10 protein-coding genes are annotated in these 13650 nt (G+C 72.3%); 5 read left to right on the top strand and 5 right to left on the bottom strand.

What is annotated here, in order from left to right; genetic code table 11:
- Window positions 1-378 precede the first annotated feature (378 nt).
- Window positions 379-1545, top strand: a complete 1167-nt coding sequence (locus ABZ470_RS39045; RefSeq protein ID WP_362917919.1) for a peptidyl-alpha-hydroxyglycine alpha-amidating lyase family protein — start codon at window positions 379-381, stop codon at window positions 1543-1545.
- A 128-nt stretch (window positions 1546-1673) separates the two neighbouring features.
- On the opposite strand, the gene ABZ470_RS39040 is transcribed toward ABZ470_RS39045, so the two are convergent.
- The gene (locus tag ABZ470_RS39040) at window positions 1674-3542 is read right to left on the bottom strand and encodes a helix-turn-helix domain-containing protein (RefSeq protein WP_362917917.1); all 1869 of its coding nucleotides are present in this window, start codon (window positions 3540-3542) and stop codon (window positions 1674-1676) included.
- A gap of 84 nt (window positions 3543-3626) precedes the next feature.
- Between ABZ470_RS39040 and ABZ470_RS39035 the strand changes: the two genes are divergently transcribed.
- Genes ABZ470_RS39035 through ABZ470_RS39025 form a run of 3 tightly spaced genes read left to right on the top strand, consistent with a single transcriptional unit; the run spans window position 3627 to window position 7501 of the window.
- Window positions 3627-5444, top strand: coding sequence for a penicillin acylase family protein (locus tag ABZ470_RS39035; RefSeq protein ID WP_362917915.1), 1818 nt, complete (start codon window positions 3627-3629; stop codon window positions 5442-5444).
- Window positions 5445-5451: 7 nt separating this feature from the next.
- On the top strand, window positions 5452-6657 hold the full coding sequence (locus ABZ470_RS39030; RefSeq protein ID WP_362917913.1) for an MFS transporter: 1206 nt from the start codon (window positions 5452-5454) through the stop codon (window positions 6655-6657).
- Entirely contained in the window at window positions 6650-7501 is an 852-nt protein-coding gene (locus tag ABZ470_RS39025; RefSeq protein ID WP_362917911.1) for an alpha/beta hydrolase, read from the top strand. Before ABZ470_RS39030 ends, ABZ470_RS39025 begins: the two co-directional genes overlap by 8 nt.
- A gap of 12 nt (window positions 7502-7513) precedes the next feature.
- On the opposite strand, the gene ABZ470_RS39020 is transcribed toward ABZ470_RS39025, so the two are convergent.
- Window positions 7514-7942, bottom strand: a complete 429-nt coding sequence (locus tag ABZ470_RS39020) for a VOC family protein (RefSeq protein WP_352015503.1) — start codon at window positions 7940-7942, stop codon at window positions 7514-7516.
- Between the two features lie 481 nt (window positions 7943-8423).
- On the opposite strand from ABZ470_RS39020, the gene ABZ470_RS39015 reads away from it, so the two are divergent.
- Complete coding sequence (locus tag ABZ470_RS39015; RefSeq protein WP_352015439.1) at window positions 8424-9032, top strand: helix-turn-helix transcriptional regulator; 609 nt, start codon at window positions 8424-8426, stop codon at window positions 9030-9032.
- Window positions 9033-9041: 9 nt separating this feature from the next.
- Here the strand turns inward: ABZ470_RS39015 and ABZ470_RS39010 are convergent, their stop codons facing one another.
- The 3 genes from ABZ470_RS39010 to ABZ470_RS39000 form a co-directional block, all read right to left on the bottom strand.
- Complete coding sequence (locus ABZ470_RS39010) at window positions 9042-11132, bottom strand: tetratricopeptide repeat protein (protein ID WP_352015438.1); 2091 nt, start codon at window positions 11130-11132, stop codon at window positions 9042-9044.
- 2 nt (window positions 11133-11134) lie between these two features.
- Window positions 11135-12382 (bottom strand): hypothetical protein, encoded by a 1248-nt coding sequence (locus tag ABZ470_RS39005; protein ID WP_362917908.1) that lies wholly within the window; start codon window positions 12380-12382, stop codon window positions 11135-11137.
- 450 nt (window positions 12383-12832) lie between these two features.
- Window positions 12833-13489: a DUF998 domain-containing protein gene (locus tag ABZ470_RS39000; RefSeq protein WP_362917906.1), complete on the bottom strand. Its 657-nt coding sequence runs from the start codon at window positions 13487-13489 to the stop codon at window positions 12833-12835.
- Window positions 13490-13650: the final 161 nt, after the last annotated feature.

Genomic DNA, 13650 nt, shown 5'->3' with positions numbered 1-13650 from the left:
CTCACCCGGAGACCGGCGCGGCGGAATCATCCGCCCGGTCGTCAGCGTCTTCGGCGCCTCGATTTCCTCAAAATCGCCGGTGCCGACCATCGTGCGCTGGGAGGTTCTCCGCCGCGCACATCGGGACCTCCCTGACCGGATGATCGGGGAGGTCCCCGATGGCGGTTCCCCGGTGACGGGGCCGACACTGGGCGCACACGTGACCCGGTCCGTGTGCGCCCCGCCACGACCGGGGCGCTCGTACCCCCCGGAGCGAGCCCCATGGCGATGCGCGACGCCACCCCCCAGAACGCCTCTCCTCAGAACGACGCCGCCCCTCAGAATGCCTCCCAGGGCGGTACGGCCTCCCGAAACGGTGGCCCCTCCTGCCGGAACGGCATGGTCCCTCAGAGCGGCACGACCTTCCAGAACGGCGCGGCCTCGCGAAGCGACGGCCTTTCCCCTCGGGACGGTGCCACCTCCCGAGGTGGCGACCCCTCCCGGGGAGGGCGGGTTCGCAGGCGTATCCTGCTGGCCGCCGTACCGCTGCTCGCCGCCGGGGCCGCCGGGCTGTTCCTGCGTGGGAACCCACCCCGGGGGGCCGTGGTCTCCGAGGCCGTCGACCGTACGGTTCCACCGGGCTCGACGCTGACGCCGTGGGGACGGGTGCCCGCCGGGGTCACGATCGGGTCCGGGGTCGCGGTGACCGGAACGGGTGAGGTGTTGCTGCTGCACCGGGGCGGCGGGGCGTTCGCGGCGGACCGGATGATGGACGTCGATCCGGTCGTCGTCCTCGACGCGGGCACCGGGGAGGTCACGCGATCCTGGGGAGCGGGGATGTTCGCCTCCCCGCACGGCGTCTCGGTCGACGGGAAGGGCCGGGTGTGGGTCACGGACGTGACGACCAACCACGTCACGGTGTTCACCGGGGACGGGCGGCTCGAACGGACGATCGGGCATGACTACGGCTTCGGCCTCGACACCTGCCTGGCCGTACGGAACACGCTGACGAACCTGCGCTGCACCGGGGACCCCTACATCTTCGCCAGGCCGACCGACGTGGTGGCCGGAGGGAACGGACGGGCCTTCGTCTCCGACGGCTACCGCAACTCCAGGGTGGGGGTGTTCGACGCCGACGGGCGGTTCGCCGGGGCGTGGGGCGAGCTGGGGGATCGTGACGGCGCCTTCTCCATCCCGCACGGGATCGCGCTGCGGGGCAACGGTGACGTCGTGGTCGCCGACCGGCGCAACGCGCGGGTGCAGGTCTTCTCCGCCGACGGTCGGCACCTGGCCACCCACTCCTCGGCCGCGATCGGCAGGCCGTACGACGTGGCGGTCGGTCCCGGTGACGTGCTGTACGTGCTCGACGGGGGCGACGCCCTGGACGAGGAGGGCGGACGGCACCGCGGCTACGTCGTCACCCTCGCCGGGGACGGGTCGGTGACGCGGCGCTGGGCGCTGGCGGACCAGGACGCCGACCCCCACCAGCTCGCGGTCGGCCCGGCGGGCGAGATCTACGTCGCCGCCCTCAACGGTCCGCCACTGTGGCGCTGGGCTCCCCGCTGAACGCCCAGACCGGTTGAACCTTCGCGTAGCCGCCCCAGGCGGCTGGGCACTGGCACAGTCGTCCCAGGCCGGTTGAATCGTTCCGGACCGGCTGGATCCCGGCACGGTCGTCGCAGGAAGCGCGACCGTCACAGGAGGCGCAGGCGCAGCCAGGTGACCAGGCGGGTCTGGGGGTCGGACAGGTCGAGGCCGTCGGCGGCGAGTTTGCGGACACGGTAGCGGAGCGTGTTGGGGTGCACGCCAAGCCGCCGGGCGGCGGCCCGGACGTCCCCGTGGCTCTCGATCCAGGCCAACGCCGACTCGGCCGTCTCCGACAGTGCTCCCGAAGACCGTGCTCCCGAAGACAGAGCTCCCGAAAGGGCCCCCGAAGACCGTGCTCCCGAAAGGGCCCCCGAAGACCGTGCTCCCGAAAGGGCCCCCGAAGACCGTGCTCCCGAAAGGGCCCCCGACGACGGTGTTCCTGAGGACGGGGTTCCCGAGGAGGGCGTCCCGGTGGGCAGGGCGGGATCCGCCTCGTGCAGGAGCAGGCCGGGATGGTCCTCCAGGAGCGCGCGCAGCTCGATGAGCGTCGCCGCCGCGCGAACCTCGTCGATCGTGCCGACCGCCGAACCCGGGCCGCCGGCCGTACCTGATCCGACCGCCGTACCTGATCCGACCGCCGCACCCGATCCGGCCGTCGAACCCGGGCCGACCGCCGTGCCCGCCGTACCCGATCCGGCCGTCGCACCCGGGTCGGCGGCCGAGGCGCGTAGGGCGGCGAGTGCGAGGTCGGCCTCGCGGCGGGAACGCGGCAGCGCCTCAGCCGGGCCCCGCCCGCCGATCGCGGCGACCAGCCGCCCGCGCCTGCCGAGCTGCCGGACCAGGTCGGCGGCGATCTCCCTGAGCGCCGTCAGGTCCGGAGTCGGGACCAGGCAGTAGACGGTCTCGGCGCGCAGCACGCAGGCCGCCGAACGCCGGTAGGCGTCGAAGTAGGTGGCGACCCCGTCGAGCAGGTGTTCCCCGGGCGGGTCGTCGGCGCCGAGGGAGAGCCCGGCCACGGCCAGCACCGCGATCCCCGCGTCCGGGTCGAGACCGAGGCGACGGCAGGCGGTCCGCGGGTTGGTGCCGTCCAGGGCCTGTCCGACCAGTTCGCCGTGGCGTTCCCGGTCGGCCGTCCTGGCCGTGCGCGCCCGCAGCAGGTGCGCCGCCGCCAGCCGGGCGAACTCCTCGACCAGGACGAGCCTGTCGTCGGGAAGCTGGTCACGTCCTTCGAGGACCCACAGCATGCCGAGGGGTTCCTGGCCACCGCGGATACCCGCCCCGACCCGCCAGATCGTGTGGTCGGCGGTGTCGTAGGGCGCGTTGGTGAGGAAACGCAGCGCGCGGCCGGTGGTCAGCAGCAGCCGCCTGGTCTCCCGTGGGGCGTTGCGCTCGGGCACGACCCGGTTCAGGATGACGTCGCGTTGCAGGTCGTCGTTGACCTGGCCGGGTACGGCCGAGTAGGCCAGCAGCCGCCACTGGGTGTCCACGATCCCCACCGGCCGGTCGAGGGTCTCGGCGATCAGGTTGACCAGCGTGTTCAGGTCGCCGACCGGGACGCTGCCCAGGTCGCCGCCCGGCGCCGCGACCAGGTTCTCGCCGAGCAGGACGGTCTCCTCGACCAGCGTGTGCAGGTGGCTCCAGGACATGGCCGACTCCAGCGCGACCAGCGCGACCCCCGCCTGGGCGGCGGCCTCGGCCAGCGGGGCGGCGTCCCGCGCGTCGGCCCGCAGCACGGCGGCCGTGGCCCCGCCGAGTCCGCGCAGTGTCGCGGCGGCCTCGGGGGACCCGGCGGTCAGCCCGACCAGCAGCACCATCGACCCGGGGCGGGGCGGTACGGAACTCAGCGGATCGTGGATCGCGGGCCCGGAGACCGGGACCTCGACTCCGCGCGGGGCGCCGACGACCGTCACGTAGCGGGTGCCGATCCGCTCGACCACCTGGGCGAGTGACGGTTCGAGGTACTCGACCTGGTTCATCCGTGCAGTATCGGCCAACACCCGGGGTGATTCCTCGTCCGATCGGCCAAGGAATTCCGGACATTCTTCACCCATGGTTAACGCATGGACAATTCCTGGGGCTCAGTGCGGGTTCTCCGGGACGCGTACGGCACGCCGCTGATCGACGCCTCCACCGAGCCCGCCGCCTACTTCGGGCTCGGGTACGCGCAGGCGCGGGACGACCTGCACGGCGTGCTCAGGCAGTACCTCCTCGTCCGTGGCGAACTCGGCGAGCCGGAGCGCGACGCCGTGCACCGGCGCTGGCAGGTGCTCGAAGAGGCGAGGCGGGGACTTGAGTCCATGCCCGGTGACCTGCGGACCTGCTACGAGGCGTTCGTGGCCGGGATCGGCGCGTGGATGGAGGAGCACCCCGAGCGGGTCCCCGACTGGGCCCCGCCGCTTGAGGCCGCCCTGCCCATCGGCGTCAACCGGATGGTGATGCTGTTCTGGATCATCACCGACGGCGTCGAGGCGCTGCGCGCCGCCGGGGTGCTCTCGAACGAACCGGCCTCGGAGAAGGACGTCGGCTACGCCCCGCTCGGCTCGAACGCCTGGGTGGTACGGCCCTGGCGGACCGCGACCGGTGAGACGTTCGTGGTCAGCGACCCGCACCTGCCCTTCGGCGGCGCGTTCGCCATGCACGAGGCCGTCGTCAGGGCCGGTGACCTGCACTACGCGGGCTTCTGCTTCCTGGGGGCCATGCTGCCGCCGCTGGCCCACAACCGGACCTGCGCCTGGGGGCTGACCACCGGGGGGCCGAGGGTCTCCGACGCCTACCGGATCGCCGTCCAGGGCGACCGTTACCTCCACGACGGGGAGCCCAGGGAGGTCCTGCGGCACGAGGGCCACGAGTACGTCGTGCACAACGGCGTGGTCGCGCCCGTCCTGGCCAGGGACGCCGAGGCGGTCTACGTGGTGTGCACGCCGTACATGGGGCTGGCGGGGGAGACGGAGCGGCAGTTCGCGGCCATGGTGCGGGCCCGCGACGTGGGGGAACTGAGCGCGGCGCTCGACGCGTGCGCCTTCCCGCCGCAGAACGTGCTGGCCGCCGACGCCTCGGGCGACTGCCTCTACCAGCGCACCGGGAGGGTGCCGCTCAGGCCCCCGGGGCAGGGCGGGGGAGTGCTCGACGGCAACACCTCGGCCACCGCCTGGCTCGGCGTCAGGCCCGCCGCCGACCTGGTGCGGATCGTCAACCCGGCCTCCGGCTACCTGCAGAACTGCAACACGGCCCCCGACACCGTCACCCCCGACCCGGCCCTGGCGCCGGAGCGCTGGCACCCGGACGTCTTCAACGACGAGCCGGGCCGCGACACCAGCCGGGGCAGGCGACTGGCCGAACTGCTGCCCAGGGCCTTCTCCGTGAGCCTGGAGGAGGTGACCGCGTGGGCGCTCGACGACCGGTGGCCGGACACCGGGGTCTGGCAGGCCAGGCTCCGCGAGGCCGCCGCCGCCGAGTTCGGCCGGGTCGGCGCCTGGCCCGCCGAACACCGGAGGCTGCTGCACCGGCTGCTCGCCTTCGACGGCCACGCCGCCCCGGACTCGGCGGACGCCACGGCCTGGGTCGCCTGGCGGGAACGGATCTCCGACGACGAGGACCTCCTCGGCGCCGTCGAACGGGCCGCCTCCCGGACGTACGAGGTCTACGGGGAGGGGCACCGGCTGCCGACCGGGGCGCCGGGCCGGGGCGGGGCGCTCGGGCTCGACGTCTCCCTGCGCTCGACCTACTACGCGGGCGGTACGGCCTTCGCCGGCGGTCCCTGCCTGCGGATCGTCGCCCTGGGCGGGGACGGCATGCGCTCCTGGAGCGTCGCGATGCCCGGCCAGGCCACGCTGTACAGCCGGGGCGAGGTCAAGCCGATCGTCTTCGACCCGTCATGAGGTCCGCATGAGGCTCTATCCCGTCTTCGCCGTCGGCATGCTGGCGATCACCGACGCGTTCGTGAACCAGGCCCTCAGCGTGCTCGCCCCGGACATCACGAGTTCGTTCGGCGTCTCGACCGGCACCCTCACCTCCCTGCTCGCGATCCAGCTGCTGGCCGTCGGGGTGGCGCCGTTCCTGATGTCGGCCGTGGTCAGGGGCCGCCCGATCCGCGCCCTGGTCTCCATCGTCACCGGCCTCGTCTGGAGCGGGTCGACCTTCGCGATCTCCTTCGCCGGGGACATCTGGACGCTGGGCGCGTTGCTGCTGGTCAGCGGGCTGGCCAACGGCAGCCAGATCGCGCTGCACTCCCCGCTGCTGGCCGACGTCTACCCGCCCGCCGTACGGGGGAGGGTCCTGGCCCTGTACGGCGCCGCGATGCCCGCCGGAGCGATCCTGAGCCCGTTGACGGTCTCCGCGCTGTCCGGCTGGTTCGGCCTGGACTGGCGGGCGGTCTACGCGGTGCTCGGCGTGCTGTCGATGCTCGGCTGCCTATCGGCGCTGCGGCTGCGGGACCCGGGGATCGGGCGGCGCGAGGAGGTGACGCCGGACGGGAGCCCGCTGCGCTCGCCGACGCTGCGCAGGGTCTTCGCCGCCTTCGTCGCCTACGGCATGCTCCTGGTCCCGGCGGCGACGTTCCTGTCGGTCCACCTCAAGGAACGCTGGGGCATGGAGACCGACGTGCGGGGCCTGTTCACGGCGGTCTCCTCGGCCGGGGCCGTCGTCGCGCTGGTCTCCTTCGGGAGGCGGCTCGACGCGATCTTCCAGGCCGACCCCGGGAGGGTGCCGGTCGTCGCCGCCCGGATCGTCGCCTGCTCCGCGCTGGCCTTCGCGGCGGGCGCGGCGGCCCCGGTCCTGCCCCTGACACTGCTGGCCTTCTTCACCGGCCTGGTCCTGACGCCGATGATCGTCCCGATGGTCACGTTGATCATGATCGCGGTCACCGGTCCGGCCAGGCGCAGCTACATGGCCAGCCTGTTCGGGGTGGGCCTGGCGATCGGCGGCCTGGCCGGGGCCGCGCTGCTGAACACCGTGGAGAGGACGTACGGCACGGCCGGGGCGGTCGCCTCGATCGCCCTGCCCGGCCTGCTCGCCGGGGTCCTCATCGCCTCGACGGCCCGTACCATCCGTGCTGAGCTGGTTCCCGTCCGGGAGGAGAACGTCAATGTCTAGTGTCTTCGGAGAGCAGGGGTACGCGACCCTGCCGGACGGACGGCGGCTGCACCACGTCAGTCAGGGGCAGGGGCGGCCCGTCGTCGTCCTCGAATCGGGGCTCGGCGCCTCCCGGGTCGAGTGGGGGCTGGTCATGCCCCTGGTGGCCGAACGCACCAGGGTCGTCGCCTACGACCGGGCCGGGTTCGGCCGCAGCGACCGCGACGCGCACCGCCGTGACCTGGACCGCATGGTCGAGGACCTGGGGCACCTGCTGGACGCCCTGGGCGAGGAGCGCTACATCCTGGCCGGGCACAGTCTGGGCGGCCCGATCATCCGTTCCTACGCCGCCGCCAACCCCGGGCGGGTCGCCGGGCTCGTGCTCGTCGACCAGGCCGTCGAGGACCTCGACTTCTACTACTGGCGAAGCGTGCGGGCCATGACCATGGCCATGCAGTCCGTCGTGATCGGCCTGGCGCGCCTCGGCGTCAAGGTCGTCCCGGCGGAGCTGCGCCGCGTCCTCGCGCTGTTCCCCCGGGAGATGCGGCAGGAGGCGCTGGCCGAGATGACCAGCGTGGCCGAGCTGCGCACCACCCGCGCCGAGTACGCCGCGCTCGCCGACGGCCTCGCCCGCCTGCGAGACTCGGGGGCGGCGCTGCCGCCGGTCCCGGTCACGGCGATCAGCGGTGCGCTCTCCCCGAGCAAGGTGGAGAGGCGTTTCCGCCCCGCGCTGGTCGCCGCCCACAGGAAACTCGCCGAGGCCCAGCCCCTGGGCCGTCACGTCCTGGCCGAACGCTCCGGCCACATGGTCCCCCAGGACGAGCCCGGCCTGGTCGCCGAGGAGATCCTCAAACTGGTCGGCTGACCCCTCGGGAGATCAGCCGATCTGTTCGGCCAGGGCGACGATGATGCCCGACGGGCCACGGAGGTAGCAGAGCAGGTAGCTGTCCTCGAAGCGTGTCACCTCGCCGACGAGTTCGGCGCCGTGGGCGCGCAGCCGGTCGAGGGTGTCGTTGATGTCCGTGACGGCGAACATGACACGGTGCGTCCCCAGCGTGTTCACCGGCGCCCTCTCCGGCTCCGGGCGGATTCCCGCCGGGGTGTGGTACTTCGCCAGCTCAAGCCTGCCGTGGCCGCCGGGGACGCGCATCATCGCGATCTCGGACCGCATGCCGTCGTCGAGCCCGACGACACGGGCCGCCCAGGCCCCCTCGATCAGCATCCTGCCCTCAAGTTCCATGCCGAGTTCGGTGAAGAACGCGATGGCGGCGTCGAGGTCCTCGACGACGATGCCGACGTTGTCCATCCGTTCGATCACGGTGGTCCTCCTTCGTCGCGGCTGTCTGCCCCGGGGACGGCGGGCTTTCCACCGTCAGGACAGTAACAGGACCCCCGCCGTCAACAGGGCCACGACCTTGACGGACTCCAGGGCGATGTAGGCGTGGTGGGCGTGCGAACGAGGGCGTCAACCCCGGCCGGCACCAGGCCGAGCCAGACATACGTCACCGCCGTCGCGACCGCGTGACCCATCGCGAACGCCCCGCCGGTTTCTCTAGAAACCAGGTCAGCCGGGAGAGGGGAAAGTCCCCTGGGCAGGGCCCGTTTTTCCGGAAAACGCGACGCCGGGACCGGGTCAAACCCCTTTCACGGAAGGTGGAATAAACGCGGCCCCCATTTGGCCCCCAAATCAACCCGCGATATGGCCGGAGGGCCCGAACTGGGTTAGTAGTGGAATCGCACCGGGGGCATTCACCAAGGGCACATTCATCAGGCAAGGAGGAGAACGGGTGCATCGAATCGTCTCGATGTTGCTCGCCATGCTCGCCGCGACGATGACGGTGAACGAGTCAGCGCTCGCGCGGACGGAGACCGGCGACCCCGGACAACCAGGGCAGGGAGATCCCGTCCCGGCCGACACGCTGCGTCTGCTGTGGGCCGCCTCCCACGGCGGGCAGGACCTGGCGCGCGAGCTGGCCGGGAGCGGGCCGAAGCTGGGGGTGTTCACCCGGCAGGAGGACCTGTGGTGCTGGGACGTCACCCCCGACTCGGCGGGAGAGTGGCTGGCCGGGGTGATCGGCTCAGGCGGCACCGCGCTGGGCGAGGCCCGGCTTGAGGCGCTGGAGACGCTGGTCAGGCCGTACACGGCGATCACCAGGGCGGCGGACCCGGCCGCCGACGTACGGCTCACCCCCCGGGAGCACGACGTGCTGCGTCTGCTCTGCGCGGGCTTGAGCGCCGTGGCCATCGCCCGCAGGCTGGGGTTGTCGCCGCGCACGGTGACCAAGCACCAGGAGCGGCTCTACCGCAAGCTCGGGGTGTGCGACCGGGTCAACGCCGTGCTGCTCGCCCAGCGCCTCGGCATCGTCGCCTCCTTCGAACGCGGGGCGGGCAGGTGACCGCACGGGTCACACACCGGCCAGCCGCCGCCTGCACCGCTTCCGTACGGGTTCCAGCTCGGCCACGTCGGCACCGGGCAGCCCGAGCGCGGTCTCGACGTCCCGCAGCGCCAGGTCGGCGCTGCCCGCAGCCTCGTGCGCCAGGCCACGGTTGAGCAGCACGTCGGGGTCGGGGCCGAGCAGGTCGAGCACCCGGGTCAGGTCCTCGACGGAGGAGGCGGGACGGCCCAGCTCGAAGGACGCGACCGCCCGGTTGACCAGCGCCGCCGCGTATCCGGGGTCGCCGTCGAGTGCGGCGTCCAGCCACCGGGCGGCCTGCTCGGCGTCGCCGTACTCCAGGGCGATCGTGCCCCGCATGCACAGCAGCTCCGGGTCGGCGGGCCGCAGTTCGAGGCCCGCGACGACGTCGGCCTCGGCCGCCTCGAAGTCCCCGAGGCCGAGGAGCAGCTCGGCGCGCCGCATCCGGGTGGCCACGTCGTCCGGCTCCATCTCCAGCACGTAGCCGAAGTCGGCCAGCGCGCCGTCGGCGTCCCCCGCCTCGGCGCGGGCGGTGCCCCGGTTGTAGAACAGCTCGGGGAAGGGCGGGGCCATGGCGACCGCCCGGTCGTAGTCGGCGAGCGCCGCGTCGAGGTCTCCCCGCCTGCGTGAGATCTTGGCCCGTTCGCACAGGTAGTCGGTGTAGTACGGGTCCATCTCGATCAGCACGGTGAAGTCGGCGTAGGCCTCGTCCGTCCGGCCGAGCGCGGCCAGCAGCCGGGTCCTGTTGTAGAGCAGCTGCGAGCGGTGCACCACCCACTCGTCGGGTTCCAGCATGGCGTCGAGCCGTTCGATGCCCACCCGGATGAGTTCGAGGCCGTGTTCCAGGTTGCCCCGGTGCATCTCGATGAGCGCGAGGGCGTTGTCGTTGAACACCTGGCGCAGGGTGCGCTCCCTGGCGTCGGGGAGCAGGGCGGCGATGGCCACCGCGTTGTTCTGCCAGGCCAGCGCCGTCTCGTGGTCGCGGGGCGAGAAGAACCGGGTGTACAGCATGGCGATGCCGTAGCTGGAGATCATGTGCGCGTTCGGGTCGGTGTACCGCCTGCGCAGGTCCATGTAGAGGTCGAACGACTCGTCGAGGCGGTGCAGCGGCACCAGCGCGTTGGCCGCCAGCGCCGTGAACCGGCGGAAGTCGTCGGCGTTGGCGACCGGGTCGGTCACCGCCCTGCCGCGCAGCCCCATGTCCAGGGTCATCGCGGAGAAGCCGATCTCCGCGCTGATCCGCAACCCCTCGGTGAGGGCCTCCCGGCCCAGTCCGCCGGGGTCGGCGCCGCGCTCGCGGTGGTACGGGAGCGCGCCCATCCTGGTCCCCAGGTCCGCGTCCGGGGTCAGTTCCTCGGCGCGCAGGTCGTGCAGCCGCCGGACGAACTCCGGGTCGGCCGTCTCGTAGGCGGCGATCTCGGCCGGGTCGTCGCTGATGCCGTCCGCCATGACGTACGCCCTGACCAGCTCCTCGACCGACCGCCCGTCGGGGGAGGGCTCGCCGGGCACGGCCTGGACGGTCTCCGTGTGGCGGGCCAGCGCCCCTTCGAGCTCCCCGGTCAGGGAGGCCACGGGAACGGTGGAGACGACGACCCGCAGCCTGCCGGGGTCGGACCTGCGCAGCAGCAGCGCGATGAGCTCCTGGGTGGACGGCTCGGCGGCGTGCGCGTCCTCGAACACCAGGAGCGGCGCCGGGTCGCCCGCCTCGGCGAGCCGTCGCGCGTGCTCGTTGAGGAACGTCACGATGCCCTGGTTCATGCACCGGATCATCTGGGAGCCGTAGAAGCGGGTGCGCTCCTCGAACGGCCCCTTGAACGCGAGCTGCTGCGGCGCCTCCCCGACCAGCTCCGCCAGCTCGGGGACGCCGTAGAGCAGCTCGACCCGGTGCCGGTCGACCAGTTCGGGCCAGCGGGCGTACGCCTCGGGCAGCACGGCCCGCAGCAGCGTGTCGACGCCCGTGTAGGGACCGCGCAGCCGCTGGTGGCACACGGCGACGACGGCACGCCCGCCGTCCGGCTCCTCGGTGGCCCGGCGCAGCCGGTCGGTACGGCGGTCGCCGACGATCCTCAGGTGGGCAGGCATCTCTAGTTCACTCCCTTGGTGGTTGCCGGCTCGGCGACCGCCCGTGGCCGGTCCTGGCGGGCTTGCCTGCGCTTGCGCCGGGCGAGGTAGGCCGGTGTGACGAACCAGTTCACGAGGATGAGCAGCCCCAGCGCCCCGTCCCAGAAGGCCGGGGTCGTCACGCCGCCCTCCATGCTCCGCAGCGCGGTCTGGACGTACTGCACCGCCACGGGCAGCGACCCGAACACGGTGATGAGCAGCATGGCCAGGACGCCGAGGCTGATGAAGGGGCCGTACCACCGGCCGACCCTGCGGTCGTACTCGGTCCACTGCTCCTCGTCCACGAGCCGTTCCGGGCGCCGCAGCAGCCGCCAGATCCGGTTGCGCAGCAGCGCCGTACTGGCGTTGTGCAGGTCGTGGCAGTTGAGCGCGGTCGCGAACACGTAGTAGAGGTCGGTGCGCAGGTAGAGCTGGAACTGCCAGGCGAAGCGCATCAGGACCGTGAAGGCCAGCGCGAGACAGACCCGCCCGGTCAGTGAGAAGGCGCCGTCGGCGGTCCTGGTGAGGTGCGCGGCCAGGCCGAGCAGGCTGAAGACGACGACGTCGCACACCATCCCCACCAGGAACGGCAGGTAGCGTTTCCCGCGTTCGACGCTGAGCAGGCCGTTCATCTGCGTCTCGAAGACGATGTACAGATAGCGGTTGCTGACGCTGAGCCTGCTGCGCAGCCCGAGCCGCCGCCCGGCGAGCATGTGGAAGGCCTCGTGCAGGAAGACCAGCGGCAACTGCCCGAAGATGATCCCGAACTGGACGACGAGCAGCGAGTCGGTGAAGAAGATGTGGTGGGGGCTGGGCAGGATGCCGGTGTCACGCAGGGCGGTGAACAGCCACACGCAGAACACGGCGCCGTAGAGCACCCACGCGAGGGGGGAGAACGCGGCCTCCCCCAGCCTGCGGAACGGCAGCCGCCTGTCAGCCGTGCTCTCCTCGGGGTCACCGTCGGGGCCGTCGCCGGAGCCACCGCCGGAGCGGACGAACCCCAGCTCGTGCAGTGTCTCAAGGAACTCGTCGATGTCGACCTGCTCGCCGTAGGTGGCCTCGTACCACCGCGCGGCGTGTTCCGGCGGCATGCCCCGGGTCATCTCCCTGAGCAGGGCGGCGCCGTCGCTGGGCAGCACCGCGTACGAGTCCGCGTCCACCCTGCCGACCACCACGTCGTCCCCCTCGGAGACGAAGCTCAGCTCGTGGAAAGCGATCCTGACGTCGTCCACGCCCTTCAAACCCTTCCGCCGTCGTTCCGGTCCCTGAGAGGCCGGATGGCTGTGCGCACGGATCGGTGCGCACAGCCTCGTTCCGTTACCCGGCGGCTACTAGTTGGCCTGGGGGTAAGGGCAGGAGCACGTGGCGCTGGTCAGACGGACGTCGCCGGCGCGACGGACAGTGATCTTCTTCATCTTCGTGGTCGGCTTCATGTCTCCTCCTCCAAGAGAACGTCCCGGGGCCGGAGCCACGGGCGTCACCGGTTTTTTCGGCGACACGACAAAGGATGCATGGCAGAAACAGCTGTCGATATCAGGAGAAATGCGTATACGTAGGAATTCTTTTCGCAGGTAGATTCGCAATGCGCCACGGGGGCGGCGAGAGGCGAGCCGCCCGGGGATATGCGGGAAACCGCGGTCCGTGTCTTCCCGCACGGACCGCGGTTTTCTTCCCGAGAGGCCTCACCGGTGGCGGATAGCGACCACGGAGATCCAGAGCATCGCCGTGATCGCGCCGACGGCCAGCGTCAGGGAGCCGGCCGTACCGCCGGTCATGGCCCACAGGTCACCGGCCAGCAGGGCGGTGCCCGCGACGCGGGAGGCGACGGCGAGCCCGCGCTCCCCGGTACGGCCGAAGCGGTGGCCCAGGACGTAGCAGGCGGCGATCAGGGTGCCGAAGGCGAGCGTGCCCGCCGCCATGTGGCCGTAGGCGTGCCAGCTCAGCGCCTGCGGCATGCCGTACGGCGTGCCGGCCGGGAAGCCGTCGCCCGGGTCCATGACGAGGAGACCGGCGGCGACCATGCCGACGCCGTAGGCCAGGACCAGGCGCGGCGCCCACCGCCCGCCGGGGCCGCCCTCAAGGGCCCGGCGCAGACCGCTCGCCCCGGCGACGGTCAGGAGCCCGGCGAGGACGAAGTTGGCGATCTGCAGCCAGCCGAGGGAGCCGTTGCTCAGCGCGCTCAGCGGGTGGCGGAGCAGGTCGAAGCCCTCGCGGGTCGCGGCCTGGGCCAGGGAGACGGAAGCCCACAGCGGAGCGGCGACGGCCAGGCAGGTCAGCGAGGCGCGGGAGGTGGCGGGAGCGGTGGTGGAGGTGGTGCGGGGGAGCTGGACGGCGGTCATGTCGTTGGCCTTTCTGCGCCGGGTTCTTCGCTGACACGTCGATCGAGCGATGTGACAGGGAACGGTGTCGTGGGACCGGCCAGGCGCCGCCAGAAGGCGGCGGGGGGGGGGTGGGTGGTCTCACCCCCGCACGTCGGCCCCCCCCCGCGAGGCACTCGGCC

This window comes from Streptosporangium sp. NPDC020072, assembly GCF_040631445.1.
In the GTDB taxonomy this organism is placed as follows: domain Bacteria; phylum Actinomycetota; class Actinomycetes; order Streptosporangiales; family Streptosporangiaceae; genus Streptosporangium.
This window is presented reverse-complemented; position numbering and strand designations above follow the sequence as displayed.